Below are 24,868 nucleotides of genomic sequence, written 5' to 3' on the forward strand. Positions count from 1 at the left end.
GTTTTGCCTGTCATTCCGGCAAATGCTGCGTTATCGTGCTGTTTTCAGGAGGAGACGATGAACCGACTCGAACAGCTTGCGCTGCAAGCCCGCTACAACCAGTGGATGAATGACAAGCTTTACCAGGCAGCCGCCCGTTTGCCGGTGGCCGCCTTGCAGCAGGATTGCGGCGCGTTTTTTGGCTCGCTGTTCGGCACGCTCAATCACATCGTGGTAGCCGACACTTTGTGGCTGCAACGCTTTGGCCAGCATCCGGCCGGTTTTACCGCCTTGCAGCCGCTGCAGGCGATTGCAGCGCCCACCTCTTTGAACGGCCTGCTGTTTGACCAACTGCCCGCATTGGCTGCGCGGCGACAACTGCTGGACGAGGTCATCATCCGGCTATGTAGCGAGCTTAAGGATAGCGATCTTGACCAGCCGCTGGCCTATCACAACACCCGCGGCGTGGCGCAGCGCAAGAACTTTCATGCGCTGCTGCTGCACTTCTTCAACCACCAGACCCACCACCGCGGCCAGGCCACCACCTTGCTGTGCCAACTGGGCGAGGATGTCGGTGTCACCGACCTGATTGTGCTGATCGACGACATTCCGGAAGCCTGACCGCAAAACGGCCAGACACTGTCTGGCCCTTGCATGCAGGCAGCGCCCGCTCAGATCACCACACCCGGCGGCGGCTGATCGTGCGTCTGGCCGGCACTCTGGTGCGGCAGCTCCAGATAACTCTTGGATTGCATCTCGGTCAGCCGGCTGGCCGTGCGGAAAAACTCGCTGGCCTGCACACCGTCGGTATAAATATCGTCAATCGGCACGGCGGCAGAGGCAATCAGCTTGACCCGGTTGTCGTAAAACACATCCACCAGCCAGGTAAAGCGGCGGGCAATGGAGGCATCCTTGGCCGCCAGTTTGGGAATGCCGCTGATGAACACGGTATGAAATTCGGTGGCAATTTCCAGATAGTCAGTCTGCGCACGCGGACCGTCGCAAATGGCGAAAAAATCAAACCAGATAATGCCCGGTGCCAGTTTCTTCACCAGAATCTGCCGCCCCAGCACTTCGATTTCCTGCTTGGCAATCAATTCTTCACTGCTCAGGCGGGTGAACATGCCTTCCATGCGCGCCTGGGCAGCCGCGTCGTCCGGCACCATGAACAAGGGCTCGCGGGTCAGCTCGCGCAGGCGGTAATCATTGCCGCCATCCACGTTCAACACATCCAGCTCGCGCTTGATCAGTTCGATGGTGGGCAGGAAATTCTGCCGCTGCAGACCATTGGGATACAGGCCGTCCGGCGGATAGTTGGAAGTCGTCACCAACACCACGCCACGTTCGAACAAGGCACTGAGCAGACGGCCCAGCATCATGGCATCGGCAATATCGCTGACATGGAACTCATCAAAACACAGCAAACGGGTTTCGCGGGCAATCTTGTCGGCATAAGCCAGCAAAGGGTCTTTGCTACCGGCCAGTTGGCGCAGCTCGCGATGCACCTCGGCCATGAAATTGTGGAAATGGATACGACGCTTGCGGCGGTACGGCACGCAGGCATAGAAGGCATCCATCAGAAAGCTCTTGCCGCGCCCCACCCCACCCCAGAAATACAGGCCGCGCGGCACATCCGGGCTGCGCAGGCTACGCCCGAGAAAGCGGTTGCGCTTGTCCTTGAACTCCAACAGTTGATGCCACAAAGCATCCAGTTGCTCGATCGCCGCGGCCTGGGCGGCATCGTGAATGAAACCGGGCTTTTCACTGGCAGCCTGATACCAGGCCTTGGGACTGGTCAGCGCGTTGCCATCCGGGGAAAAGGTATGCTGGGACATGATGTGTGCTGTTCTGTTGTTGGTTTTTGGCGCAGGCTGGCACCGGCGCAATGAAGCCATACCGCGAGCCCTGCCCGAGCGGCGATTAATAGCGCATGATAACCCGAATCGACGCATTGCCGGTCAAGTGAAAAACAGGGCAGGACATGCCAGTGCAATCCCTCATACCTAACAGGTAGACCGGTCAACAGCATCTGGCTGTGCGCCACCCCGCCAGACATCCTTTACGGGTTGTCGCCAGCGAACCATGGCGGCATGCAATCAGCCACGCACACACCCTTACAGGTACGGCCATGAATATCGAACAGATTCGCCAGCACGCCTTTGCCATGCCATTTACCAGCCCGGCCTTTCCACCCGGCCCCTACCGCTTTTACCAGCGGGAGTTCTTCATCATCAGCTACCGTACTGATCCGGAAAAACTACGCGCCATCATTCCCGAACCACTGCAAATGTCCGAGCCGGTGGTCAATTTCGAATTCATCCGCATGCCGGATTCCACCGGCTTTGGCGACTACACCGAAAGCGGCCAGGTGATTCCGGTTTCCTATCAGGGCAAGCCGGGCAACTACACCCATGCCATGTACCTGAACGACCATCCGCCAACCGCCGGCGGCCGCGAGTTGTGGGGTTTTCCCAAGAAGATGGCCAGCCCCCGTCTGCAAGTGCATACCGACACCCTGGTGGGCGAGTTGAACTACGGCCCGGTACGCGTGGCCACCGGCACCATGGGTTACAAACACCGGGAACTGGACGGGCAGGCCATTGCCGAAAGCCTGCGTACCACCCCGAACTACCTGCTGAAAATCATCCCCCATGTTGATGGCACGGCGCGCATCTGCGAGCTGGTGAGCTTTCCCATGCTGGATGTCACCGTACATGGTGCCTGGAGCGGCCCGGCCGCGCTGTCATTGTTTGCCCATGCGCTGGCACCGGTAGCCGAGCTGCCGGTGCTGGAAGTATTGGGTGCCAAACATTATGTTGCCGATCTGACCCTGGGTCTGGGCAAGGTCGAGTTTGATTATCTGGTCTGAAACAGGAGAAGCCTCATGAAGCTGCAAGGAAAAGTTGCCCTGATTACCGGTGCCGCCAGCGGCATTGGCCGTGCCATTGCCGAAACCTATGCCCGTGAAGGGGCTGCAGTAGCCATCGCCGACATCAATCTGGCAGCGGCGCAGGCCACGGCAAAGGAAATTGAAGCCGCAGGCGGCAAGGCCATGGGCGTGGCGATGGATGTCACCAACGAGCAAGCCGTCAATGCCGGTACCCAGGCAGTAGTGGACGCCTTTGGCCAGTTGGACATTCTCATTTCCAATGCCGGCATCCAGATCATCAGCCCGCTGGTGGATTTCAGCTTTGCCGACTGGAAAAAAATGCAGGCCATCCATGTCGATGGTGCCTTCCTCACCACGCGCGCCGCCCTGCCCCACATGTACAAGGACAAGCGCGGCGGCACCGTCATCTACATGGGCTCGGTGCATTCGCATGAGGGATCCAAGCTGAAATCCGCCTATGTCGCCGCCAAGCACGCGCTGCTGGGCCTGAGCAAGGTACTGGCCAAGGAAGGGGCGGAATTCAATGTGCGCTCCCATGTGATCTGCCCTGGCTTTGTCCGCACACCACTGGTGGAAAAGCAGATTCCCGAACAGGCGGCCACACTGGGCATCAGCGAAGAGGAAGTCATCAAGCATGTAATGCTGGGCGACACGGTGGACGGGATATTCACCACGGTGGACGATATCGCCCAGACTGCGCTATTCCTGGCCGCCTTCCCCAGCGCGGCCCTGACTGGCCAGTCGGTGGTGGTCAGCCACGGCTGGTACATGCAATAAGCGCACACCAAGCAATGAGCGGAGCCCCTGCTTTTGGCTGCAGGCGGCTCCCCTCTATACGGCAAACCAGCAACAGCCGCACACCGATGTGCAGACGGAGTATCGCATGAGCGTTGGCTACGATCCGCAACACCGCCTTTACCACAGCCCCAGCTTGCCCAAAGGCCATCAATACCATGTTGTCGCCCTGCTGTTGCAAGGCGGCGGCGCCCTCGGTGCCTATCAGCCCGGGGTTTACCAGGGCCTGGCTGAAGCCGAGCTGCATCCCAACTGGGTGGCCGGTATTTCCATTGGGGCGCTCAATGCTGCCATCATCGCCGGCAATCCACCGGGCAAACGCGTGGACCAATTGCGCCGCTTCTGGGAAACCATCTGCCAGCCGCCCATTCTGCCCGCCACGCCACTGGCCATGCTGGACCCAGAGCGCTGGCCGACCAGCATGCAGCAGATGCTGGCCGGCTGGGAAGCCTGGCGTTCAATGCTGGAGGGACAAAACGGCTTTTATCGACCACGCCTGCCCTGGGCCTTGCAACATGCCAACAGTCCGGCAGACATCAGTTTTTATGACACCAGCCCACTCAAGCAAACGCTGGAACAACTGGCCGATTTCGACCGGATCAACGACAGCCGGCAGATGCGGGTATCGGTGGGCGCAGTCAATGTACGCACCGGCAACTTCATCTATTTCGACAACACCCGGCAACAACTGCGACCTGAGCATTTCATGGCCTCCGGTGCGCTGCCGCCCGGCTTTCCGGCGGTGGAGATAGACGGCGAGTTTTACTGGGATGGCGGCGTCGTCTCCAATACCCCGCTAAGCCAGCTGATCAGCAAGGAAAACCGCCATAACACCCTGGCCTTCCAGGTGGACTTGTGGAGCGCACGCGGCAACTTGCCCGGCAATATGAAAGAAGTAGCCATGCGGCAAAAGGATATCCAGTATTCCAGCCGCACCCGCATGGTGACCGATGTGCTGCGCCAGGAGCTGCAATACCGCGAACTATTGTCCGAGCTGATGGCCTTGGTTCCAGAACACGCGCATGATTCACCAGCCTTTCTGGCTGCCCGGCACGCCGCCAACTGCCAGCGTCTGAACGTGGTACATCTGATTTACCAGGACAAGGTTTACGACGATCACTACAAGGACTACCAGTTCGGCATGCCTACCATGCGCCAGCACTGGCATAGCGGCTACCAGGACATCCGCAACAGCCTGCACCGCCCTGGCTGGCTGAACATGCCCAGTGCTGAGCAGCCTTTTATCAGCCACGATATTCACCGCTGAAGCGCCACGCAGGCAACAAAAAGCCGTTTCCCACAGGAAACGGCTTTGCTATTGCACCGCCGGTATTACAGGGGAAACAAGCCGGTGGACAGGTAGCGGTCGCCACGATCGCAGACGATGGACACAATCACCGCGTTTTCCAGTTGCTGGTTCAGCCGCAGCGCTACTGCCAGCGCCCCGCCAGAGGACGGCCCGGCCAGAATGCCTTCTTCGCGTGCCAGTTGGCGCGCGGTCTCTTCCGCTTCTTGCTGGGACACATGAATCAGTTGATCGATACGGCTGAAATCACAAATCTTGGGCAGGTACTCATCTTCCCATTTGCGGATGCCGGGAATCTGGCTGCCGGTTTCCGGCTGTACGCCAATGATCTGGATGGCCAGATTCTTTTCCTTGAGAAAACGGCTATTGCCCATGATGGTGCCGGTGGTGCCCATGCTGGAAACAAAATGGGTGATCTGACCTTGGGTATCGGCCCAGATTTCCGGACCGGTGCTTTCGTAATGCGCCAGCGGGTTATCCGGGTTGGCAAACTGATCCAGAATCACTCCCAGTCCGGCACGCTGCATGCGGTGTGCCTCGTCAATGGCACCGGGCATGGAGGCTTCCTTGGGGGTCAGGATGACTTCGGCACCGTAGGCGCGCATGGTTTGCACCCGCTCGGCACTGGAGCCTTCGGGCATCAGCAGAATCATCTTGTAGCCCATCATCGCCGCCGCCATGGCCAGCGCGATACCAGTGTTGCCACTGGTGGGCTCGATCAGGGTATCACCCGGTTTGATATCGCCGCGCGCCTCGGCCCGGCGGATCATCGACAGCGCAGGCCTGTCCTTGACCGATCCGGCTGGGTTATTGCCCTCCAGCTTGAGCAACACGATATTGCTGCTGTCGCCCGGCATGCGCTTGAGCCGTACCAGGGGGGTGTGGCCGACGAAATCTTCCAGATACTTGTACACGGTGAAGTCTCCTTGCGAGAGCGCCATTATACGACCTGGCGCTATCTTCCAGTCGAACCGTTATTTCTAATCAAATAACCAATTCCGGCCTGCCCACTCCAGCCATGAAAAAACCGCCAGCGCACAGCCTGGCGGTTTTGGCGGGGTGAACAAGCCTTAGCGGCTGATCAGCCAGTCTACATAACGATCGACACCCTGCTCCACCGTCAGCATGGGCGCGCTGTAACCGGCATCGCGCAGCTTGCCGATGTCTGCCTGGGTAAAGCTTTGGTACTTGCCCTTCAGTGCTTCCGGGAATTCGATGTATTCGATGATGCCCTGGGCCACCAGTTCGTCCAGGCTCAGCGCCGGCTTGCCTTCGTGCCGACGGCAGGCATTGACGGTGGACACGGCAACGTCATTGAAGGGTTGGGCGCGACCGGAACCCAGGTTGAAGATGCCGCTCTTGCCCGGATTGTCCAGGAAGTACAGATTGACCTTGACCACGTCCTCCACCGAGACAAAGTCCCGGCTTTGCATGCCATTGCCCCAGCCATCATTGCTGCCGAACAGCTTGACCTTGCCGTGTTCGCGGTACTGGTTGAAGTTGTGGAAGGCCACCGAGGCCATGCGGCCCTTGTGCTGCTCTTGCGGGCCGTAGACATTGAAATAGCGGAATCCCACCGCCTGGGCGGACAGGCCTTCCTGCATGCGCTGGCGCAGCACCTGGTCGAACAGGAACTTGGAATAACCGTAGACATTGAGCGGGCCTTCGTACTGGCGTTCTTCCTTGAAGATGGTGCCCTTGCCATAGGTAGCCGCACTGGAAGCAAACAGGAACTGGATTTCCTCGTGCTGACAGTAATCGAACAGGGCCAGCGTGTACTGATAGTTGTTATCCATCATGTACTTGCCGTCGTGGTTCATGGTGTCCGAGCAAGCGCCCTGGTGCAGGATGGCACTGATCTCGCCCTCATATTCGCCTTCCAGCAGCAGATTGAGAAAATCATGCTTGTCCAGATAATGGGCAATTTCGCAGTCCACCAGGTTGCGGAATTTATCACCGGAGGTGAGGTTGTCCACTGCAATAATGTCGGTAATGCCGCGCGCATTCAGCGCCTTGACGATATTGGAACCGATAAAGCCGGCGGCGCCGGTCACCACGATAGTCATGATTCATCCTTTTTCTGTTTGCAGCCGGCAGGGATCACTCCTGTCATCCGGCTGCATGATGCGGTGTCGTGCCAATCAGCTGGCAAACAGCTCCTGCTGGGTGCAAACAGCGGTACCCAGCTTGCCCACCACGATGCCGGCAGCGGCATTGGCCAGGCTCATGGCGGTCGGCAGGGGCAGACCGGCAGCCAGGGCCAGGCCCAGGGTGCCGATGACCGTATCGCCGGCACCGGAGACATCGAATACTTCGCGGGCGAAGGTGGGCTGGTGCAGCGCGCCATCGGCGCGGAACAAGGTCATGCCCTCCTCGCTGCGCGTCACCAGCAGCGCATCCAGTTGCAACTGGCTGCGCAGGGCCTGCGCCTTGGCAATCAACTGTTCTTCGTTGTGCCAACTGCCTGCCACTTCCTTGAATTCGCTGCGATTGGGCGTCAGCAGGGTAGCACCGGCGTACTTGGCATAGTCATCGCCCTTGGGGTCGATCAGCACCGGTTTGCCGGCAGCACGTGCCAGTTCTATCATGCGCGCCACATGGGTGAGACCACCCTTGCCGTAATCGGACAGGATCACCACATCGTGGCTGGCCAGTACCGATTGGTATTGTTCCAGCTTGTCAGCCAGGATTTCATGGCTGGGTGCATCTTCAAAATCCAGCCGGATCAACTGCTGCTGGCGCGCCACCACCCGCAGCTTGATGGTGGTGGAGATGGCCGCATCCCTTTTGAACAAGGTGGTGATGCCATCGTCCTTCATCAGGCGTTCCAGCGCGGTGGCAGCCTCGTCATCGCCCACCACCGACAAAATGGAAGCCTTGCCGCCCAGGCTGGCAATATTGCGCGCCACATTGGCAGCGCCACCGGCGCGCTCTTCCATGCGGCCAATACGCGCCACCGGCACCGGCGCTTCCGGTGAAATGCGTGACACATCGCCAAACCAGTAACGGTCCAGCATCACGTCCCCCACCACCAAGACGCGGGCAGCTGCAAGGTCGGCAGCCAGCTTGCTGCGATCCAGTCCAAGTTGTTGCAACAGATTCATGCTCTTCAGCGTCCTATCGCCTGATAGTCGAAGCCCAGCTCACGCAGCCAGGCGGGGTCGTACATATTGCGGCCATCAATAATCACCGGCTGCTTGAGGCTGGCCTTGATGGCGTCGAAGTCCGGCGCGCGGAACATCTTCCATTCGGTGACGATCAGCAAAGCATCCGCCCCCTGCAGCGCAGCCATCATGTCATCGGCAAAACCCAGGCCGGGCGTATCGCCCATCACACGTCTGGCTTCCTCTGCGGCAACCGGGTCATAGGCGGCCACGGTTGCGCCACGGCGGGCCAGTTCGGCAACAATCACTCGGCTGGAAGCCTCACGCATATCATCGGTATTCGGCTTGAATGCCAAACCCCAGATGGCAAAATGCCGGCCCTGCAAATCCTCGCCAAAGCGCTTGACCAGCTTGTCCACCAAGCGGCGCTTTTGCGCCTCGTTGGCCTCTTCCACTGCCGTTAGCACGCGCATGGCGTGGCCCTGTTCGCGGCCACTGGCCACCAGTGCCTTGACGTCCTTGGGGAAGCAGGAGCCGCCATAGCCGGCACCGGGGTAGAGGAAGTGGTAGCCAATGCGTGGGTCGGAACCGATGCCACGGCGTACCAGTTCGATATCGGCCCCCAGGTCTTCGGCCAGGTTAGCCAGCTCGTTCATGAAGGAAATCCGCGTGGCCAGCATGGCGTTGGCAGCATATTTGGTCAGCTCGGCAGAGCGCACGTCCATGAACAGGATACGGTCGTGATTACGCTGGAACGGCGCATACAAGCGGCGCATCAGCTCGATGGCACGTTCGTCTTCAGCGCCCACCACGATGCGGTCGGGCTTCATGAAGTCCTCGATGGCCGCACCTTCCTTGAGGAATTCGGGATTGGACACCACGCTGAAAGCAATGTCGGCACCGCGCTCGGCCAGGGTGGCGGCAATCTGCGCCTTGACCTTGTCTGCTGTTCCCACCGGTACGGTGGATTTATCCACCACCACCTTGGGCTCAGTCATATGCAGGCCGATATTGCGCGCGGCGGCCAGCACGTATTGCAGATCGGCGGAACCATCTTCATCCGGCGGCGTGCCGACGGCAATGAACTGGATTTCGCCAAACGCCACGGTGGCGGCAATATCGGTGGAGAAGGACAGACGGCCAGCGGCAACATTGCGCCGCACCATGTCTTCCAGGCCGGGTTCATAAATGGGGATGCCACCTTGTTGCAGCGTGGCGATCTTGGCAGGATCCACATCCAGACACAGCACATGGTTGCCCACTTCGGCAAGGCAGGTACCGGTCACCAGGCCAACGTAGCCGGAACCAACAACAGTGATTTTCATGACAGGGCCGCCCGATAGCTGGCGATATCGCCGTTGATCTTGCAGAGCACATCCAACGGTGCATCGGCACGAGTGATCGGACGGCCGATTACCAGATAATCAGCCCCCGCCTGCAGCGCAGCCACCGGCGTCATCACGCGGCGCTGGTCGTCTGCAGCACTGTCGGCCAGGCGAATGCCCGGCGTGATCAGCTTGAAATCCTGCCCCAGTGCCGACTTGAGCATGGGGGCCTCCTGTGCCGAACACACCACGCCATCCAGGCCGCAATCACGGGTCAGCGTGGCCAGGCGCAGCACATGCTCCTGCGGCGAGGCGGTGATACCGATATCCACCAGATCAGCCGCTTCCATGCTGGTGAGCACGGTAACGGCAATCAGCAGCGGACGCTGGCTGTAATGCGCCAGCCCTTCACGCGCGGCTTCCATCATGCGGCGGCCACCGGAAGCATGCACATTCACCATCCAGACACCGGCATCGGCTGCCACTTTGCAGGCATGGGCCACGGTATTGGGAATATCATGGAATTTCAGATCAAGAAATACCTGAAAACCACGCGCTGCCAGGCTTTCCACCAGGCTGCGACCACTGGCGGTAAACAGCTCCTTGCCCACTTTGAGGCGGCATTGTTGCGGATCAAGCCGGGCAGCAAATTCAAGAGCCGATGGCGCATCGGCAAAGTCCAGTGCCACAACGACAGGAGATGCCGGTTGCAGATCCAGACCGGCGGCAATTAGCGGATTCATGTCTTTTCCTGAATACAATCAATGAGTTTCCGAGCGGTTGGGCGTAAAGCTTTCCCACTCGCCGCAGGCGGGGCAATGCCAGAAGAAGGCCCGCGAGCGGAAATTGCAACATTTGCAGCGGTGTACCGTCAGCCGCGCTGCATGTTTCTGGATCAGCGCACGCGCCACTTCGGCGTCCATGCGTCCTTCCGGTGACAATTCGTCCATCTGTGCTTCTATCAGCCGGTACACCCCCATCAGGCTGGGGCGGGCATGCACGGACTGTCGTGCCACTTCCAGCGCGCGCTCCTCGCCCTCATAGGCTGACAGCTTCTGATACAGCAGGTCGGTCAGTTCCAGTTGCGGGAAGGTCTTCTGATAGCCCTGCAGCAAAGCAATGCCTTCCTGCGGTTTTTCCAGTTTTTCGTAGGCGTCGAACAAGCGCTCTGCCGCCATCGACAAGTATTCGTAATTCTGTTTCTCGATGTTTTGCCATGCCGCAATAGCCGCTTCGATTTTGCCTTCGGCAAATTCGATATCACCCAGAATCAGGCTGGCGCGCACACATTTGCGATTGACCTGCATGGCCTCGGCCACCAGCGTGCGGGCAGCCGGATAATTGGAGCGGTACAGCTCGCCTTGTGCCAGCTCACAGTAAAACTGCGCCACCTCGTGCTGGAAGGAATGCGCATCGCTGCGTAGCTCCTTGGCGGTTTCAATGGCCTTTTTCCAGTCACGGTCCTGCTGGTAGATATCCAGCAACTGTCGCCGCGCAGCCAGCGTCATATTGCCATTCAACAGTTTCAGCAGGATTTCCTCGGCACGATCAACCAGGCCGGCCTTGCGAAAATCCTGCGCCAGCTCGTTGCGCACGATATCGCGCTGCTCTGCCGGCAGATCGGATGATTCCAGCATGCGCTGATGCAGGCGGATGGCGCGGTCGTTTTCACCACGCTTGCGATACAGCTTGCCCAGTGTCAGTTGCAGCTCGGGCGCAGAGCCCTGCTGCCGGGACACCTCGGCCAAGGCCTGGGCTGCAATGTCGGTCTTGTCATCCACCAGGGCATCCAGGCCGCGGAAAAAACCGGTTGGGACCGATTTGGCCTGTTTCAGCACAGTACGCATGTCCACCCGCGCTGCCAGCCAGCCCAGACCGAAGAATGCCGGAAACAGCAGCAGCCACCACAAATCCAGTTCCAAAGAAAACTTCCTTCAAGGAGAGTAAGAATCCCCACCGCGGCACAAAACGGGCGGGGGTCAGGAGAGGTCCGGCCTAGTCGGCCAGTGCATCGCTGGGATCAACGGCTACCTTGCTGCTGGGCGGACGGCTGCGCAGTTCCTTTTTGAGCTGGGACAGCTCCTTGCGCATGCGCAGGTAGTAAGAGAAGGTAGCCAGTAATCCGACGGCAGCACCGGCAATAAAGAACACCAGCAAAAAAACAATCAGCGGTGCCGACCAGGACTGGCCGAAGAACAGCTTGAATTCGACCATGTGGCTGTTTTGCACGGTAACGGCAATCAGGAAAACCAGCAGGGCCAATTCGATGATACGCACGATGTAGCGCATGCTTTTTACTCGGAGAGGGTAACCGGAGTGCAAGTTTAAACGATAGTCTGCTGCAACCCAAGCAACAGCAGGGTCAAACAAAGAAAAAGCGCCGCAAAAGCGGCGCTTTGATTTGGCTTGCTAGACCAGTGGTCACGTCAATCAGGCCTGGGTCTGCTCCAGCAGGGACAGATCAACCCGTTCACGCAACTCCTTACCGGCCTTGAAATGCGGCACATATTTCTCAGGAACCGAGACACTGCTACCTGATTTCGGATTCCGGCCCACGCGGGGCGGACGGTAGTTCAGGTCGAAGCTACCAAAACCGCGAATTTCAATGCGGCTACCCTGTGCCAGGTTGCTGGCCATCGCATCCAGAATGGTCTTGACGGCCAGCTCAGCATCTTTGTAGACCAACTGAGAATTGCGCTCGGCAAGACGTTCTGCCAGCCGCGCGATCAGCTCAGACTTGGTCATGATGCAATTACTCGTTGGAGCCGGACAGCTTGGCCTTCAACAGGGCACCCAGGTTGGTCGTACCGGCAGAAGCGCTGTCAACCGACAGGTTCTTCATGGCGGTGCTGTCTTCCTGAGCATCCTTGGCCTTGATGGACAGGCTGATATTGCGGGACTTGCGATCCACGGCAATGATCACGGCTTCCACTTCGTCGCCATCCTTCAGCATGGTACGGGCATCTTCCACGCGGTCACGGGACAGCTCGGAAGCACGCAGGTAACCTTCAACGTCCATGTCCAGAGCCACAACAGCGCCCTTGGCATCAACAGTCTTCACGGTACCCTTGACGATGGCGCCCTTGTCGTTCATGGCAACGTAGTTGTTGAACGGATCACCTTCCAGTTGCTTGATGCCCAGGGAGATGCGTTCTTTTTCCACGTCGATGGACAGAACAACGGCTTCAACCTCGTCACCCTTCTTGAACTTGCGTACGGCTTCTTCGCCAGCTTCGTTCCAGGACAGGTCGGACAGGTGAACCAGGCCGTCGATGCCGCCCGGCAGACCAACGAACACACCGAAGTCGGTGATGGACTTGATCGCGCCCTTCAGCTTGTCGCCCTTGTGGAAGTTGTCGGCAAACTCGTTCCACGGGTTGGCCAGGCACTGCTTCATGCCCAGGGAGATACGACGACGGTCTTCGTCGATTTCCAGGATCATGACTTCAACTTCGTCACCAACCTGAACTACCTTGGACGGGTGTACGTTCTTGTTGGTCCAGTCCATTTCGGACACGTGTACCAGGCCTTCGATACCTTGTTCGATTTCAACGAAGGCACCGTAGTCGGTCAGGTTGGTTACCTTGCCGAACAGACGGGTGCTGGCCGGGTAGCGACGGGACAGACCAACCCACGGATCTTCGCCCAGTTGCTTCAGACCCAGGGATACACGGTTCTTCTCCTGGTCGAACTTCAGAACCTTGGCTTCTACTTCGTCGCCAACAGCCAGAACTTCGGACGGGTGCTTCACACGACGCCATGCCAGGTCGGTGATGTGCAGCAGGCCGTCGATGCCGCCCAGGTCAACAAACGCACCGTAGTCGGTGATGTTCTTGACGATACCCTTGATAACGGCACCCTCTTTCAGGGTTTCCAGCAGAGCCTTGCGCTCTTCGCCCAGGGTTTCTTCCAGAACGGAACGACGCGAAACAACCACGTTGTTACGCTTGCGATCCAGCTTGATAACCTTGAATTCGATGTTCTTGTTTTCGTACGGGGTGGTGTCTTTCACCGGACGTACGTCAACCAGGGAACCCGGCAGGAAGGCGCGGATGCCGTTGACCATAACGGTCAGGCCACCCTTGACCTTGCCAGAGATCAGGCCGGACAGGATCTTGCCGGTTTCCAGCGCTTCTTCCAGCTCAACCCATGCAGCCAGACGCTTGGCTTTTTCACGGGACAGCTTGGTTTCGCCAAAGCCGTTTTCCAGCGCGTCGATGGCAACAGTCACGAAGTCGCCGATGGCAACTTCAACAACGCCTTCGTCGTTCTTGAATTCTTCGGCCGGAATCAGGGATTCGGACTTCAGGCCGGCATTTACAGTTACGAAGTTGGAATCAACTGCAACGACTTCGGCAGTGATCACCTCGCCCACGCGCATGTCGTGAAGGGTCAGGCTTTCTTCGAACAGCTGGGCAAAGTTTTCCATGGAGAGGGTAGTCATCAAGCTTACTCTCGGTGCACACCTTGCGGCGTGCGGGGTTAGGGTTGAACACAGAGCTTTTCTTGCAATGCAGCAAGATGCCCCTTTAAAAAATCATATGCCGGAGGCCTGGTACTGCCCGAAGCGGCGGAGAACCGTATCAACCGCTTGGTCGATGGTCAGCTCCGTGGTGTCGAGCAGAAAGGCGTCCGGCTCTTGGCGCAGCGGCGCTACCGCCCGGGCCGCATCGCGGCTGTCCCGATCGATAATGTCCTGCTTAATCTGCGGGAGGTTAGCAGATTCTCCCTTGCCGATCAACTGCTTATAGCGGCGAGATGCACGCTCATCGGCACTGGCGGTCAGAAAAATCTTTACGGCGGCTTGCGGAAACACCACCGAACCCATGTCACGGCCATCCGTTACCAGGCCCGGTGCCACCCCAAAAGCGCGCTGGCGTTGCAACAGCGCAGCACGCACGGCGGGCAAGGCTGCCACTTTAGATGCACCGATGCCGATTTCTTCGGCACGGATCTCCATGCTGACGTCGTTGCCATCCAGCAACACCGCCCCTTGCACGAATGCAGCAGGCAAGGAACCGGCCAGTTCTGCCAGCGCCGGCTCATCGTGCCAGGCCACGCCCTGTCTGCGCGCATGCAGGGCCAGCAGGCGATACAGAGAGCCCGAATCGAGATAATGAAAACCCAGACGCTGGGCAACAATGGCGGCGACAGTACCCTTGCCGGAAGCAGAGGGACCATCAATGGTAATGACAGGGACAGACATGGGCTTGGTTTGCATCCAGAGGCAGGCGGCGACAGGCGCTTGGCCAAAATGCTGATTTTACCGCAGCCCCTTCGCATCAGGAACGGTTGTGGGCGGATTTTCTGGCCGGATTCGATAAAAAATGCCGCCAATCGGCAAGATTGTAGTTTGCACGTTACCCCGACGCCCTTTACAGTGATGGACCGCAACGCACAATCCCAGTCTGCAAGACGCTGTGCGTGAAGAGAAAACCCGGACAACTTACCCAGACACTACAGAGACCCGACGCAACGCCATGGAACAGCTCCGCCTTACTCCGACTCCGCACCTTGCCGGCACCATCAAGCTGCCCGGCTCAAAAAGCATTTCCAACCGCACCCTGTTGCTGGCCGCACTGTCCAGCGGCAGCACATTGGTGCGTGACCTGCTGGATTCGGATGATATCCGTCACATGCTGGCTGCTTTAGGCCTGCTGGGCGTGCAGGTGGAACAGATCGGCAACAGTCGCGACTTCCGCGTGCAAGGCGTGGGCGGCGAGTTCCCGGTAAAAAGCGCCGACCTGTTCCTGGGCAATGCCGGTACCGCCTTTCGTCCGCTGACCGCTGCACTGGCACTGATGCAGGGCCACTACCAATTGTCCGGTGTGGCACGCATGCATGAACGTCCGATTGGCGATCTGGTGGATGCACTGCGCATTGCCGGTGCTGATATCAGCTACCAGGGCAATCCCGGCTATCCGCCGCTGGCCATCGGTCCGGCCAAGCTGCGCGCCGGAGAAGTGATTCCGGTGAAAGGCAATGTTTCCAGCCAGTTTCTGACTGCCTTGCTGATGGCGCTGCCGCTGACCGGCGACACCGCCACCATCGAGGTGGTGGGCGAGCTGATCTCCAAGCCCTATATCGAAATCACGCTCAACCTGATGTCGCGTTTTGGCGTACGCGTCGAACGCCAGGGCTGGCAGCGCTTCGTCATCCCCGGCGGCCAGCACTATATCTCTCCGGGTGAGGTACATGTCGAGGGCGATGCCTCCAGCGCATCTTACTTCCTGGCTGCAGGCGCACTGGCCGGAGGCCCGGTCCGGGTGGAAGGCGTGGGCAACAACAGCATTCAGGGTGATGTGAAATTTGCCGACACCCTGCGCCAGATGGGGGTATCCATCACCATGGGCGACAATTGGATCGAAGCGGCAGCACAGGGCAAGCTCAAGGCCATCGATGTGGATCTCAACCACATCCCCGACGCGGCCATGACCATTGCCGTGGCCGCGCTGGCGGCCGATGGCACCACCACCTTGCGCAATATCGAAAGCTGGCGCGTGAAGGAAACCGACCGCCTGTCGGCCATGGCCACCGAATTGCGCAAGCTGGGTGCCACCGTGGAAGAAGGCCAGGACTACATCCGCATCACGCCGCCAGCACAACTGCTTGCCGATGCCGAGATTGACACTTACGACGATCACCGCATGGCCATGTGCTTCTCGCTGGTTTCCCTGCTGGGGGTGCCGGTCATCATCAACGACCCCAAATGCGTGGCCAAAACCTTCCCGGACTATTTCGAGGTACTGGCCACCCTGACGGCCTGACACCGGCCCCAGCCCTGCTCACCATCACGCCCGCCACAGCGGGCGTTTTTCATTTACCGGGCATAATTTTCTTGTCAAATCAAAACAGAAAAATCACAATATAATGTGACAAAATAACAAACAACCACCAGATAATGACAAACCTCTACCATTTGCGGCGTGATTTCATGCAGCGCTTTGACCTGCCCACCCCCACCCATCCGGGGCTCTACCCGGACACCCTGCCGATGTGGGAAAACATGCTGCATGAAGAGATGGCCGAGTTCCTGCACGCGCTGCAGGAGTTCAGACAACTGGATGGCTGCAGTGCGGATGAACAGCAGCGCCGCATGGCCGAGCTGACCGCAGAAGGGGTAGACGTGCTGAACGTCCTGACCGGGCTGTTACTATCGCAAGGCATGCCACTGGAAGCCATGACCGAGGCCATTCATCAGGCCAATCTGCGCAAGCAGATTGATGGCAAGGTGGTGCGCCGCGCCGATGGCAAGATCCTGAAACCAGAGGGCTGGCAGCCTGCCGACAAGCTGGGCGTGATCCGTCGCAGCACTTTGTTGCGCCTGCACAATAGTCAGCCTGATTAAGTCTGCTTTAATAAAAGCAGGCTAACATCCTGCTTCATGAATACAGACACACCCGAGAGCAAGGGGACAAGCATGCTGAAAAACTCGCAACACAGTTACGGACAACTGGCCCGTGCCTTTCACTGGCTGAGCGCACTGGCAGTGATTGCCGCGCTGGCCTTCATCGAATTCAAGGATATTGCCCCCAAGGGCAGCCCCTTGCGTGACTTGCTGAAATCCGGCCACTTCCAGGCCGGCATCATTGTGCTGCTGCTGTTTTTACCGCGCCTGCTGTGGCGGCTGGCCAACCGGGTGCCGGACATCACGCCAGCCCCCAAACCGACAGCCATGCTGCTGGCCCATGCCGCACACTGGCTGTTGTACGCGCTGATGCTGGCCCTGCCGCTACTGGGCATCGCCATCGTGCAGGGCAATGGCAAAGACGTGGTGTTTCTGGGCAGCACGCTGCCGGTATTCTTCTCGCTGGGCAAGGAGACCGCGCACAACCTGAAAGAAATTCACGAAGCGCTGGGTAATCTCTTGCTATGGCTGGCCATCTTCCATGCCGCGGCAGCCGTCTGGCACCACCGCTTTGTCAAGGACGACACCCTCACCCGCCTGACTGGCCCCTTGCGTCCCTGAGCACTGCTCCATACGGCAAAACCCGGCCTGGCCGGGTTTTTTCATGGTCATCCCCCTCAGCGCAGATCGCGCTGCAGCAGGGCAAACAGCATGGCCAGGCCAGAAAGCAGACCCAAGGCCAGAAAAGCATGATCACAGGCGATCAATACCGCCTGCTGCGATACCCGTGCCGACCAGGCCGCCAGGTTGGCCATATCAGGCAAGATCCCGTTCTGACGCAGCGTCACCCCATCCAGCCTACCCAACAGCGCCAGTCGTGCCTCAGCCTCCCCTGCCTGCAACTGCAAGGTAGCCAGCCCGGTTCCCAGCGCCGCCGCCAGTTCACGCAGAATGTTTTTCAGCTGATAGGCATGGGCGAAATCCTCCACCTGCACCTCGGCATAAGTCATGGCGGCAATCTGTAATACCGACAATACCGGCACCAGCCCGTGCAGCAGGATGGCGGGCAACACACTGGCCAGCGCAGCACCCGGCATGGACGCATGCGCAAGCCACAGACAACACAGCGTCAACATGGCAAAGCCGATGGCCAGCATATGGTGCCGACGGGTCAGCCAGCGGCTGGCATACAGATAAACCAGCGCCATCACCACCGTCACCATGCTGCCTAATGTGATGACGCTGCCGGTGGTGACAAAATCAAAGCCCAGTCCGCGCTGCAACAGGGCCGACAGCAGATAGGACCAGATGCCATTGCACAGATAATACAGTGCATAAAAAGCCAGCCCCATCAGGTAGCGACGACGCAATACCGCATGCAGCCGCAGCCAGGGATCGGGGTGGACATGCAGCCGCCACCCGGCCAGCAGCAGCATGATTAGCCCAGCCGACAACAACAACCACATGCCGGGGCGGGCGGAAAAACGCAGAAAGCGCAGATCCTCCAGCGTATGCAACACCAGCAAGGCCCCCAGCCCCAATGCCACCACGGCCAGCCAATCCAGTTGGCCAACCTGCTGCCGTGTAGGCACGCCGGCATGGCGCGGATAACTCAGTTGCACCAGCAACAGCAAAATCGGCACAAAGGCTGCTTGCAGCCAGAAGATGGCCTGCCAGCCCCAGTCTTCCACAAGCAGGGCTGACAACCACGGCGAGATGCCGGACAGGGAAAACAGGCCCAGCAAAAAGCCATACATCAAGGGCTTGCGCTCTTTTGGCTGCGCCACCAACTGCAGCAGGATGCGCGAGGCGGTAAACAAACCGCCGCCGCCCAGGCCTTGCAACAAACGCGCCAGCGCCAGGCTGACAATACCATCCGACAGGGCGGCGGCCACGCTGCCAATCATGAACAACAATAAGGACCACTCGGTGTAGCGCCGATAACTGATCAGGGTGGCAAAGCGCCCCAGCAGCAGATTTACCAGTACCGCGCCCACGGCAAAGCTGGTCAGCGCCCACAAATACTCCTGCGGCGCGGCAGCCACTCCCCCCTGAATGGCTGCACCGGCCACCCCCATCATATTGACGGCGACAAAGTCAGCCCCGGTCACCAGGCCCAGCGTCAGACCGAACAGACGTACCTGCCATGGACGGCATTCGGGGTGAGACTGCAGCAAGACAGGGTAATCAGGCATGAAACGGAGAATCCAGGGATATGTGATGGGTCGCAGCCACTATAGTGATCATGCTATTTTGAATAAACCGTCAATATTGAAATGATTATTCAATGTCACGCACAAATGACTGGAATGACTGGTATCTGTTTAGCTGCGTGGCGCAGCTGGGCAGTTTCAGTCGTACGGCAGAACGGCTGCAACTGCCTAAATCGACAGTTAGCACCGCGCTCGCCCGGCTGGAACAAAAACTGGGGCTGCGGCTGCTGGAGCGCAGCACGCGCCGCCTGCGGCTGACCGAAGCCGGCTTTCAACTGCTGGCCGATGTTGGTCCGCTGTTTGCCCGGCTGGAAGACGTTGCCGACCATCTGCAAGGACATGCCGAAGCACCGCTAAGCGGCACATTGCGCATTGCATCTCCCTATGAATTTGCCAGCCTGCACCTGAGCCCGGTGCTATGCGACATCATGCAGGCCCACCCGGCACTGCATATCGAAGTGGATGTAGTCAGCAGCCTGATCGACCCGCTCAGCAGCGGCTACGACCTTAGCTTCGTCATGACCAGCCAAGCACTGCCGGACTCCAGCCAGCTTGGCAAGCGCCTGTATACCTTGCAGCAAGGACTGTTTGCCGCACCTGCGCTGCTGGCACGGCATGGCCAGCCACAACATCCGTCAGCACTGGCAGACTGGCCGCTGCTTGGCGCAGCCAGCGCACTGCCCTGGGTGTTCCAGCACACCGATGGCCAGCACTTCCAGTTGCAACAGCCGCTGCTGCTGCAAACCGCCAATGCAGGCCTGCGCTTACAGGCGGCCATTGCCGGACGCGGGGCCTGCCTGGTGTCCGGCAATTTTGCCGCAGCCGCCGTGGCTAACGGTCAACTGGTACAGCTACTGCCGGCGTGGACACTCCCTCCCCTGAAAACCTATGCACTGATCCCCAACCGCAGCCTGCTGCCCACCAAGACCAGACTGCTGCTGGAGGGACTGGAACAGCGCTTTGCCACGCTGGAGCAGCGCTGAGCACGGCTGACACAGGCCTGCCGTGGCACTGCGCCGCCCGGCCAGCGCACTGGATAGTCGGCGTCGGCACGGCTTTTAGCCACAGTGCCAGGCCATTTCAGTTTGTCGCACCACACCCCAGCCCGCTGACACGGACAGTAAAAAGGACGCCCACGGCGTCCTGAACACATCCATCACACCGCGGCCAGCGCCGCAGCCGTCAGGCCGCCAGCGTGCCCGCAGTAGAACCGCGCGCGATGAGACGGCCACTGAGCACCACCTTGCGCGCGCTGCGCGCCGGGTCTTCCAGTCGCTCCAGCAACATCTTCATGGCGGTGCGGCCAATGTCGTACACCGGCTGTTCGATCACCGTCAGGCCGGGGCCGGCCAGCTCGGTCCAGTTGTCATTGTCAAACCCCGCCAGTGCCAGCTGATCCGGAATAGCCACCCCTGCCGCACGCGCGCCGCGCAACATGCCCAGCAGCACCAGGCCATTACTGGCAATCAGTGCCTGCGGCGGCGAAGCTTCGCGCAGCCAGTCACGCATCGCCTGCTCTGCCGCCTCGGGAGTCGGTGCAATAAAGCGCGCCTCGGCCTGCAGTCCCTGTTTCTGCATGGCAGCCACCACGCCGGCATGGCGTTCGGCCCCGGTAGTACTGGTGTTGCCAAACAACCCGCCAATGCGGCGATAGCCCTGTTGCAGCAAATGTTCCACCAACTGACTGGCCGCCTCGGCATTATCCAGCACCACGGCATCGGCCTGGCCCGGCGGCGCGGCGCGATCAATCAGCACCACCGGGAAACCCAGTTGCTGCGGGTCCAGCTTCTGCGCGGTGGCACGGGTGGGGGCAAAGATCACCCCGGTGACACGTTCCTCCTGCATCAGCCGCAGGTACATGGCTTCTTTTTGTGGATTTTCGTCGGTATTGCACAGGATGACGCGCATGCCCACCGCGTAGGCGGCATCCTCCACCGCACGGCTGACCGCGGTAAAGAAGGGATTGCGAATATCGGACACGATCAGGCCGATGGTATGACTATGCTGGGAGCGTAGCCGGCGCGCCGACAGATTGGGCAGATAGCCGGTGGCGGCCACGGCGGCCTCTACTTTCTTGCGCAGCTCGTCGCTGACCGGGCCATCGCCCAGCGCCCGCGACACCGTGGCTACCGATACACCGGCAGCCCGGGCAACATCCTTGATGCGTACCGTCATATTGCAATCGTTTTCAGTCAGGTTGTCGTGATCCTGCATCAAGTAAAAAAGCTTTGCAAGCCTTTAATTACAAGGATGATTGCTGATTCAAACTGAGTTTGATCAAGATGAGATACGATCAATATTGACAGGTGTTGTGTAATCGATTTCAATGCCAGCAACGCAACGCCGACAATAGCCAGCACCGCCCCTTTTTGGGTGCAATGCAGCAAAATAACAGTACCAGGAGACCACTCCCGATGTCGCACGATCTGATCCATCCGGAACTGATTTGCCTTGCCACCGCCCCGGCCAGCAAGGAAGAAGCCATCCGCCAGGCCGGCCAGTTGCTGGCCAATGCCGGCTGCATTGATGCCGCCTATATCGACAGCCTGCTGGCACGCGAAGCCGTGGCCAATACCTTTCTGGGCCATGGCGTCTCCATTCCGCACGGCATGGTGGAAGACCGCCACCTGATCAAGCGCACCGGCATTGCCATCCTGCAGATTCCGCAGGGTCTGGAATGGAATCCTGGCCAGACCACCCATTTGCTGTTTGCCATTGCCGCCCAGTCGGACGAACACATCCAGTTGCTGCGTCGGCTCACCCGCTTGCTGCAAGACGAGCCCCGCCTGCAGCAATTGTTTGCCACCAGCAATCCGCAAGACCTGATTGCCGCCCTGTCCGACAGCGCAGCCACCCAGGCAGCGCCTGCGGAACCGGCGGGTGATCTGGCAGAAAAATTTGAATGGATGGTGGACTACCCCAATGGCCTGCATGCCCGCCCGGCCACCGCCTGGGTGGAAACCGCGCGCCAATACGCGGCGCAAGTACAAGTGCGTCACGGCCACCATGTGGCCGATGGCAAAAACATGATTTCCCTGCTGCAACTGGGCCTGCAACGCGGCGACCGCCTGGTGGTGTCCGCCGAAGGCAGCGATGCCGCCGCCCTGCTGCAAGCCCTGCAAGGGGTGATGACCCGCCTGACCGCGCAGGAACAGACCGACGCCGCACTGGCCGCGCAAAAAGCCCAGGCCCAGCGTAGCGAAAACAACTGGCAGCCGCCGGGCCACCCGCTGGAAGTGGCCGGCATCAGCGCCAGCCCCGGCCTGGCCATCGGTCAGGTGCATGTGCTGACCCACGGCCTGCCCGCCATTCCCGACCACCCGCTGGCCCTGGCCGAAGCCGGTGACAAACTGCATGCCGCGCTGGCAGATACCCGCGCCGAACTGGCCAAACTGGCCGAAGACACCGCCCAGCGCCTGGGCAATGCCGAAGCCGCCATTTTCAAGGCCCAGGCCGAACTGCTGAGCGATACCGACCTGATCACCCTGTCCTGCCAGCTGATGGTGGAAGGCCACGGCGTGGCCTGGTCCTGGCATCAGGCCGTGGAGCGCCTGGCCGACCGTCTGGCCGCGCTGGGCAACCAGCTGCTGGCCGCCCGTGCCGCCGACCTGCGCGACGTGGGCCGCCGCGTGCTGGGCAAGATCGACCCCAGCCTGCAAGCCACCACCCTGTCCGACCTGCCGGACAACTGCATTCTGCTGGCCAGCGATTTGTCGCCGTCTGACACCGCGGGGCTGGATACCAACAAGGTGATTGGCCTGGCCACCGCCCAGGGTGGCCCGACTTCCCATACCGCCATTCTGGCGCGCACCCTCGGCCTGCCGGCACTGGTAGCCGGCGGCCCCGGCCTGCTTGGTGTGGCCAATGGCACGGCGGCGATTCTGGATGGCCAGGCTGGCCGCCTCTACCTGAACCCAGGCGAAGCCGACCTGAAATCCGCCCGCGACTGGATGGCGCAACAGCAACTGCGCAAGGAGCGCGAGGAAGCCGAACGGAGCCTGCCGGCCCAGACCCGTGACGGCCACAGCGTGGAAGTGGCTGCCAACGTCAACCGCCCGGACCAGGTGGCCGCCGCCATTGCCGCCGGTGCCGAAGGCGTGGGCCTGATGCGTACCGAATTCCTGTTCCTGGAACGTGACGACAGTCCGGACGAAGAAGAACAGTTCGCCACCTACCAGGCCATGCTGCAGGCACTGGAAGGCCGCCCGCTGATCGTGCGCACGCTGGATATCGGCGGCGACAAGCAAGTGCCCTACCTCAACCTGCCGCACGAGGAAAACCCCTTCCTCGGCATGCGTGGTGCCCGTCTGCTGCTGCGCCGCCGCGACCTGCTGGAACCGCAGTTGCGTGCGCTGTACCGCGCCGCCCGTGGTGGCCAGCCGCTGTCCATCATGTTCCCGATGATTACCTCGCTGAAGGAAATCACCCGCCTGAAGGGCCTGTGCGAAGGCATTCGCCGCGAGCTGAACGCCCCGGTGGTGCCGATCGGCATCATGGTGGAAGTACCCGCCGCCGCCACCCTGGCCGACAAGCTGGCCGAACATGTGGACTTCTTCTCCATCGGCACCAACGATCTCACCCAGTACGCGCTGGCCATCGACCGTCAGCACCCGGAACTGGCCGCCGAGGCCGACAGCCTGCACCCGGCAGTGCTGCGCCTGATCCACCAGACCGTGCAGGGTGCTGCCCAGCATGGCCGCTGGGTAGGCGTGTGCGGTGGCATTGCCGGCGACCCGTTCGGTGCTGCCCTGCTCACCGGCCTGGGCGTGAACGAACTGTCGATGAGCCCGCGTGACATCGCCAGCGTCAAGGCCCGCCTGCGTGGCAGCGACTTTGCCAAACTGGCCGAGCTGGCGCAGCAAGCGCTGGATTGCGACAGCGCCGAAGAAGTACGCGCCCTGCAGAGCCTGCTGTCATGAACGGCCCGCTGATCACCATCACCCTGAACCCGGCCATCGACCAGACGGTGTGCGTGCAGGATTTTCAGCCCGGCAGCGTCAATCTGGCGCTGTCCAGCACCAGCAATGCCGGTGGCAAGGGTGTGAACGTGGCCAGTTGCCTGGCCGACTGGGGCTTGCCGGTGCTGGCCACCGGCCTGTTGGGACGCAATAACAGCGATGCATTTGAAGCACTGTTCAAGGACAAGGGCATTGCCGACCGCTTCATCCGCGTGCCGGGTGACACCCGCGTCAACATCAAGCTGTCCGATCAGGCCAATGCCAGCACCACCGACATCAACCTGCCGGGCCTGACCGTAGGCGAGGTGCAATGGGAACGCCTGCTGACCCTGCTGGCGGCAGACGTCAATCCGGGCAGCCAGATTGTGCTGGCCGGCAGCCTGCCGCAAGGACTGGAGCCGGAACGGCTGCCGGTGCTGATCGGCAAGCTGCGCCAATGGGGTGCCCATGTGCTGCTGGACAGCAGCGGTGCCGCGCTGGCTACCGCACTGGCCGCGCCACGCGCCAGCCTGCCCGACTGCATCAAGCCCAATCGACACGAACTGGAACAGTGGGCCGGACGCCCCCTGCCCACCCTGCAAGATGTGCTGGCCTGCGCCCGCCAGTTGCAACAGGCCGGTGTGGCCGAAGTGGTGGTGTCGCTGGGCGAAGAAGGCGCGCTGTTTGTGCTGGACGACGGCCCGGCCCTGCTGGCCCGCCTGCCGGTGCAGAACCCACTGAGCACCGTGGGTGCCGGTGATGCACTGGTGGCCGGCCTCAGCGCCGCGCGCCACCAGCGCCTGGCCGGTGAAGACCGCGCCCGGCTGGCCGTGGCCTTTGCCACCGCCAAGCTGGCCCGCATCGGCCCCCACCTGCCGGCACGCAGCCAGGTGGAACAACTGGCACGGCAAGTGGAAGTGCAGCACTTGTCCTAAACCATCATGCTGCGGGCGGGCAACGCTCACCCACCC

General features: G+C 60.4%; 24 protein-coding genes. 10 read left to right on the forward strand and 14 right to left on the reverse strand.

Features of this window, described 5'->3' with window-relative positions:
* Positions 1-57: 57 nt before the first annotated feature.
* On the forward strand, positions 58-600 hold the full coding sequence (locus DLM_RS14145) for a DinB family protein (protein WP_089084608.1): 543 nt from the start codon (positions 58-60) through the stop codon (positions 598-600).
* A gap of 50 nt (positions 601-650) precedes the next feature.
* On the opposite strand, the gene zapE is transcribed toward DLM_RS14145, so the two are convergent.
* A complete protein-coding gene (gene zapE / locus DLM_RS14150) occupies positions 651-1,814 on the reverse strand; it encodes a cell division protein ZapE (RefSeq protein ID WP_089084609.1) in 1,164 nt (387 codons plus the stop codon).
* A gap of 293 nt (positions 1,815-2,107) precedes the next feature.
* Here zapE and DLM_RS14155 point away from each other — a divergent pair, with 293 nt between their 5' ends.
* From DLM_RS14155 to DLM_RS14165, 3 genes are all read left to right on the forward strand, one after another.
* Positions 2,108-2,848 carry an acetoacetate decarboxylase gene (locus DLM_RS14155; protein ID WP_089084610.1) on the forward strand — a complete coding sequence of 247 codons (741 nt, stop codon included), beginning with the start codon at positions 2,108-2,110 and terminating at the stop codon, positions 2,846-2,848.
* A 15-nt stretch (positions 2,849-2,863) separates the two neighbouring features.
* Positions 2,864-3,646 carry a 3-hydroxybutyrate dehydrogenase gene (locus tag DLM_RS14160; protein ID WP_089084611.1) on the forward strand — a complete coding sequence of 261 codons (783 nt, stop codon included), beginning with the start codon at positions 2,864-2,866 and terminating at the stop codon, positions 3,644-3,646.
* 106 nt (positions 3,647-3,752) lie between these two features.
* Positions 3,753-4,931, forward strand: a complete 1,179-nt coding sequence (locus DLM_RS14165; RefSeq protein ID WP_089084612.1) for a DUF3734 domain-containing protein — start codon at positions 3,753-3,755, stop codon at positions 4,929-4,931.
* A gap of 65 nt (positions 4,932-4,996) precedes the next feature.
* Here DLM_RS14165 and cysM read toward each other — a convergent pair whose 3' ends face one another.
* From cysM to cmk, 10 genes are all read right to left on the reverse strand, one after another.
* Positions 4,997-5,911: a cysteine synthase CysM gene (cysM, locus tag DLM_RS14170; protein WP_089084613.1), complete on the reverse strand. Its 915-nt coding sequence runs from the start codon at positions 5,909-5,911 to the stop codon at positions 4,997-4,999.
* A 129-nt stretch (positions 5,912-6,040) separates the two neighbouring features.
* Positions 6,041-7,036, reverse strand: a complete 996-nt coding sequence (gene rfaD / locus DLM_RS14175) for an ADP-glyceromanno-heptose 6-epimerase (RefSeq protein ID WP_089084614.1) — start codon at positions 7,034-7,036, stop codon at positions 6,041-6,043.
* Between the two features lie 75 nt (positions 7,037-7,111).
* Complete coding sequence (rfaE1, locus tag DLM_RS14180) at positions 7,112-8,074, reverse strand: D-glycero-beta-D-manno-heptose-7-phosphate kinase (RefSeq protein WP_089084615.1); 963 nt, start codon at positions 8,072-8,074, stop codon at positions 7,112-7,114.
* A gap of 5 nt (positions 8,075-8,079) precedes the next feature.
* Entirely contained in the window at positions 8,080-9,399 is a 1,320-nt protein-coding gene (locus tag DLM_RS14185) for a UDP-glucose dehydrogenase family protein (protein WP_119313250.1), read from the reverse strand.
* Positions 9,396-10,142, reverse strand: coding sequence for an orotidine-5'-phosphate decarboxylase (pyrF, locus tag DLM_RS14190; RefSeq protein ID WP_197715419.1), 747 nt, complete (start codon positions 10,140-10,142; stop codon positions 9,396-9,398). The genes DLM_RS14185 and pyrF overlap by 4 nt, the downstream gene beginning before the upstream one ends.
* Positions 10,143-10,160: 18 nt before the next feature.
* A complete protein-coding gene (gene lapB, locus DLM_RS14195; RefSeq protein WP_089084686.1) occupies positions 10,161-11,321 on the reverse strand; it encodes a lipopolysaccharide assembly protein LapB in 1,161 nt (386 codons plus the stop codon).
* Between the two features lie 73 nt (positions 11,322-11,394).
* Complete coding sequence (locus tag DLM_RS14200) at positions 11,395-11,688, reverse strand: LapA family protein (protein WP_089084685.1); 294 nt, start codon at positions 11,686-11,688, stop codon at positions 11,395-11,397.
* Between the two features lie 141 nt (positions 11,689-11,829).
* Positions 11,830-12,144, reverse strand: a complete 315-nt coding sequence (locus tag DLM_RS14205) for an integration host factor subunit beta (RefSeq protein WP_045846200.1) — start codon at positions 12,142-12,144, stop codon at positions 11,830-11,832.
* Between the two features lie 7 nt (positions 12,145-12,151).
* Positions 12,152-13,828, reverse strand: a complete 1,677-nt coding sequence (rpsA, locus tag DLM_RS14210) for a 30S ribosomal protein S1 (protein WP_089084684.1) — start codon at positions 13,826-13,828, stop codon at positions 12,152-12,154.
* Positions 13,829-13,936: 108 nt separating this feature from the next.
* Positions 13,937-14,605, reverse strand: a complete 669-nt coding sequence (cmk, locus tag DLM_RS14215) for a (d)CMP kinase (RefSeq protein ID WP_089084691.1) — start codon at positions 14,603-14,605, stop codon at positions 13,937-13,939.
* Positions 14,606-14,879: 274 nt separating this feature from the next.
* Here cmk and aroA point away from each other — a divergent pair, with 274 nt between their 5' ends.
* The 3 genes from aroA to DLM_RS14230 all read left to right on the forward strand — a co-directional run bounded on the left by aroA (position 14,880) and on the right by DLM_RS14230 (position 17,368).
* Positions 14,880-16,166 carry a 3-phosphoshikimate 1-carboxyvinyltransferase gene (aroA, locus tag DLM_RS14220; protein WP_089084683.1) on the forward strand — a complete coding sequence of 429 codons (1,287 nt, stop codon included), beginning with the start codon at positions 14,880-14,882 and terminating at the stop codon, positions 16,164-16,166.
* A gap of 134 nt (positions 16,167-16,300) precedes the next feature.
* Complete coding sequence (locus DLM_RS14225; protein WP_089084682.1) at positions 16,301-16,747, forward strand: nucleoside triphosphate pyrophosphohydrolase family protein; 447 nt, start codon at positions 16,301-16,303, stop codon at positions 16,745-16,747.
* A gap of 72 nt (positions 16,748-16,819) precedes the next feature.
* Positions 16,820-17,368, forward strand: coding sequence for a cytochrome b (locus DLM_RS14230; protein ID WP_089084681.1), 549 nt, complete (start codon positions 16,820-16,822; stop codon positions 17,366-17,368).
* Positions 17,369-17,424: 56 nt separating this feature from the next.
* Here DLM_RS14230 and DLM_RS14235 read toward each other — a convergent pair whose 3' ends face one another.
* Complete coding sequence (locus DLM_RS14235; RefSeq protein ID WP_089084680.1) at positions 17,425-18,942, reverse strand: MFS transporter; 1,518 nt, start codon at positions 18,940-18,942, stop codon at positions 17,425-17,427.
* A 92-nt stretch (positions 18,943-19,034) separates the two neighbouring features.
* Here DLM_RS14235 and DLM_RS14240 point away from each other — a divergent pair, with 92 nt between their 5' ends.
* Positions 19,035-19,943, forward strand: a complete 909-nt coding sequence (locus tag DLM_RS14240; protein ID WP_089084679.1) for a LysR family transcriptional regulator — start codon at positions 19,035-19,037, stop codon at positions 19,941-19,943.
* Between the two features lie 199 nt (positions 19,944-20,142).
* Here DLM_RS14240 and DLM_RS14245 read toward each other — a convergent pair whose 3' ends face one another.
* On the reverse strand, positions 20,143-21,174 hold the full coding sequence (locus DLM_RS14245; RefSeq protein ID WP_231959858.1) for a LacI family DNA-binding transcriptional regulator: 1,032 nt from the start codon (positions 21,172-21,174) through the stop codon (positions 20,143-20,145).
* Positions 21,174-21,395: a hypothetical protein gene (locus tag DLM_RS23120; protein ID WP_145985862.1), complete on the reverse strand. Its 222-nt coding sequence runs from the start codon at positions 21,393-21,395 to the stop codon at positions 21,174-21,176. The genes DLM_RS14245 and DLM_RS23120 overlap by 1 nt, the downstream gene beginning before the upstream one ends.
* On the opposite strand from DLM_RS23120, the gene ptsP reads away from it, so the two are divergent.
* Positions 21,375-23,879 (forward strand): phosphoenolpyruvate--protein phosphotransferase, encoded by a 2,505-nt coding sequence (ptsP, locus tag DLM_RS14250; protein WP_089084678.1) that lies wholly within the window; start codon positions 21,375-21,377, stop codon positions 23,877-23,879. The two genes, DLM_RS23120 and ptsP, sit on opposite strands and share 21 nt — an antisense overlap.
* Entirely contained in the window at positions 23,876-24,832 is a 957-nt protein-coding gene (gene pfkB, locus DLM_RS14255; protein ID WP_089084677.1) for a 1-phosphofructokinase, read from the forward strand. The genes ptsP and pfkB overlap by 4 nt, the downstream gene beginning before the upstream one ends.
* The last annotated feature ends 36 nt before the right edge of the window (positions 24,833-24,868 follow it).

The organism is Aquitalea magnusonii (assembly GCF_002217795.2).
Lineage (GTDB): Bacteria > Pseudomonadota > Gammaproteobacteria > Burkholderiales > Chromobacteriaceae > Aquitalea > Aquitalea magnusonii_B.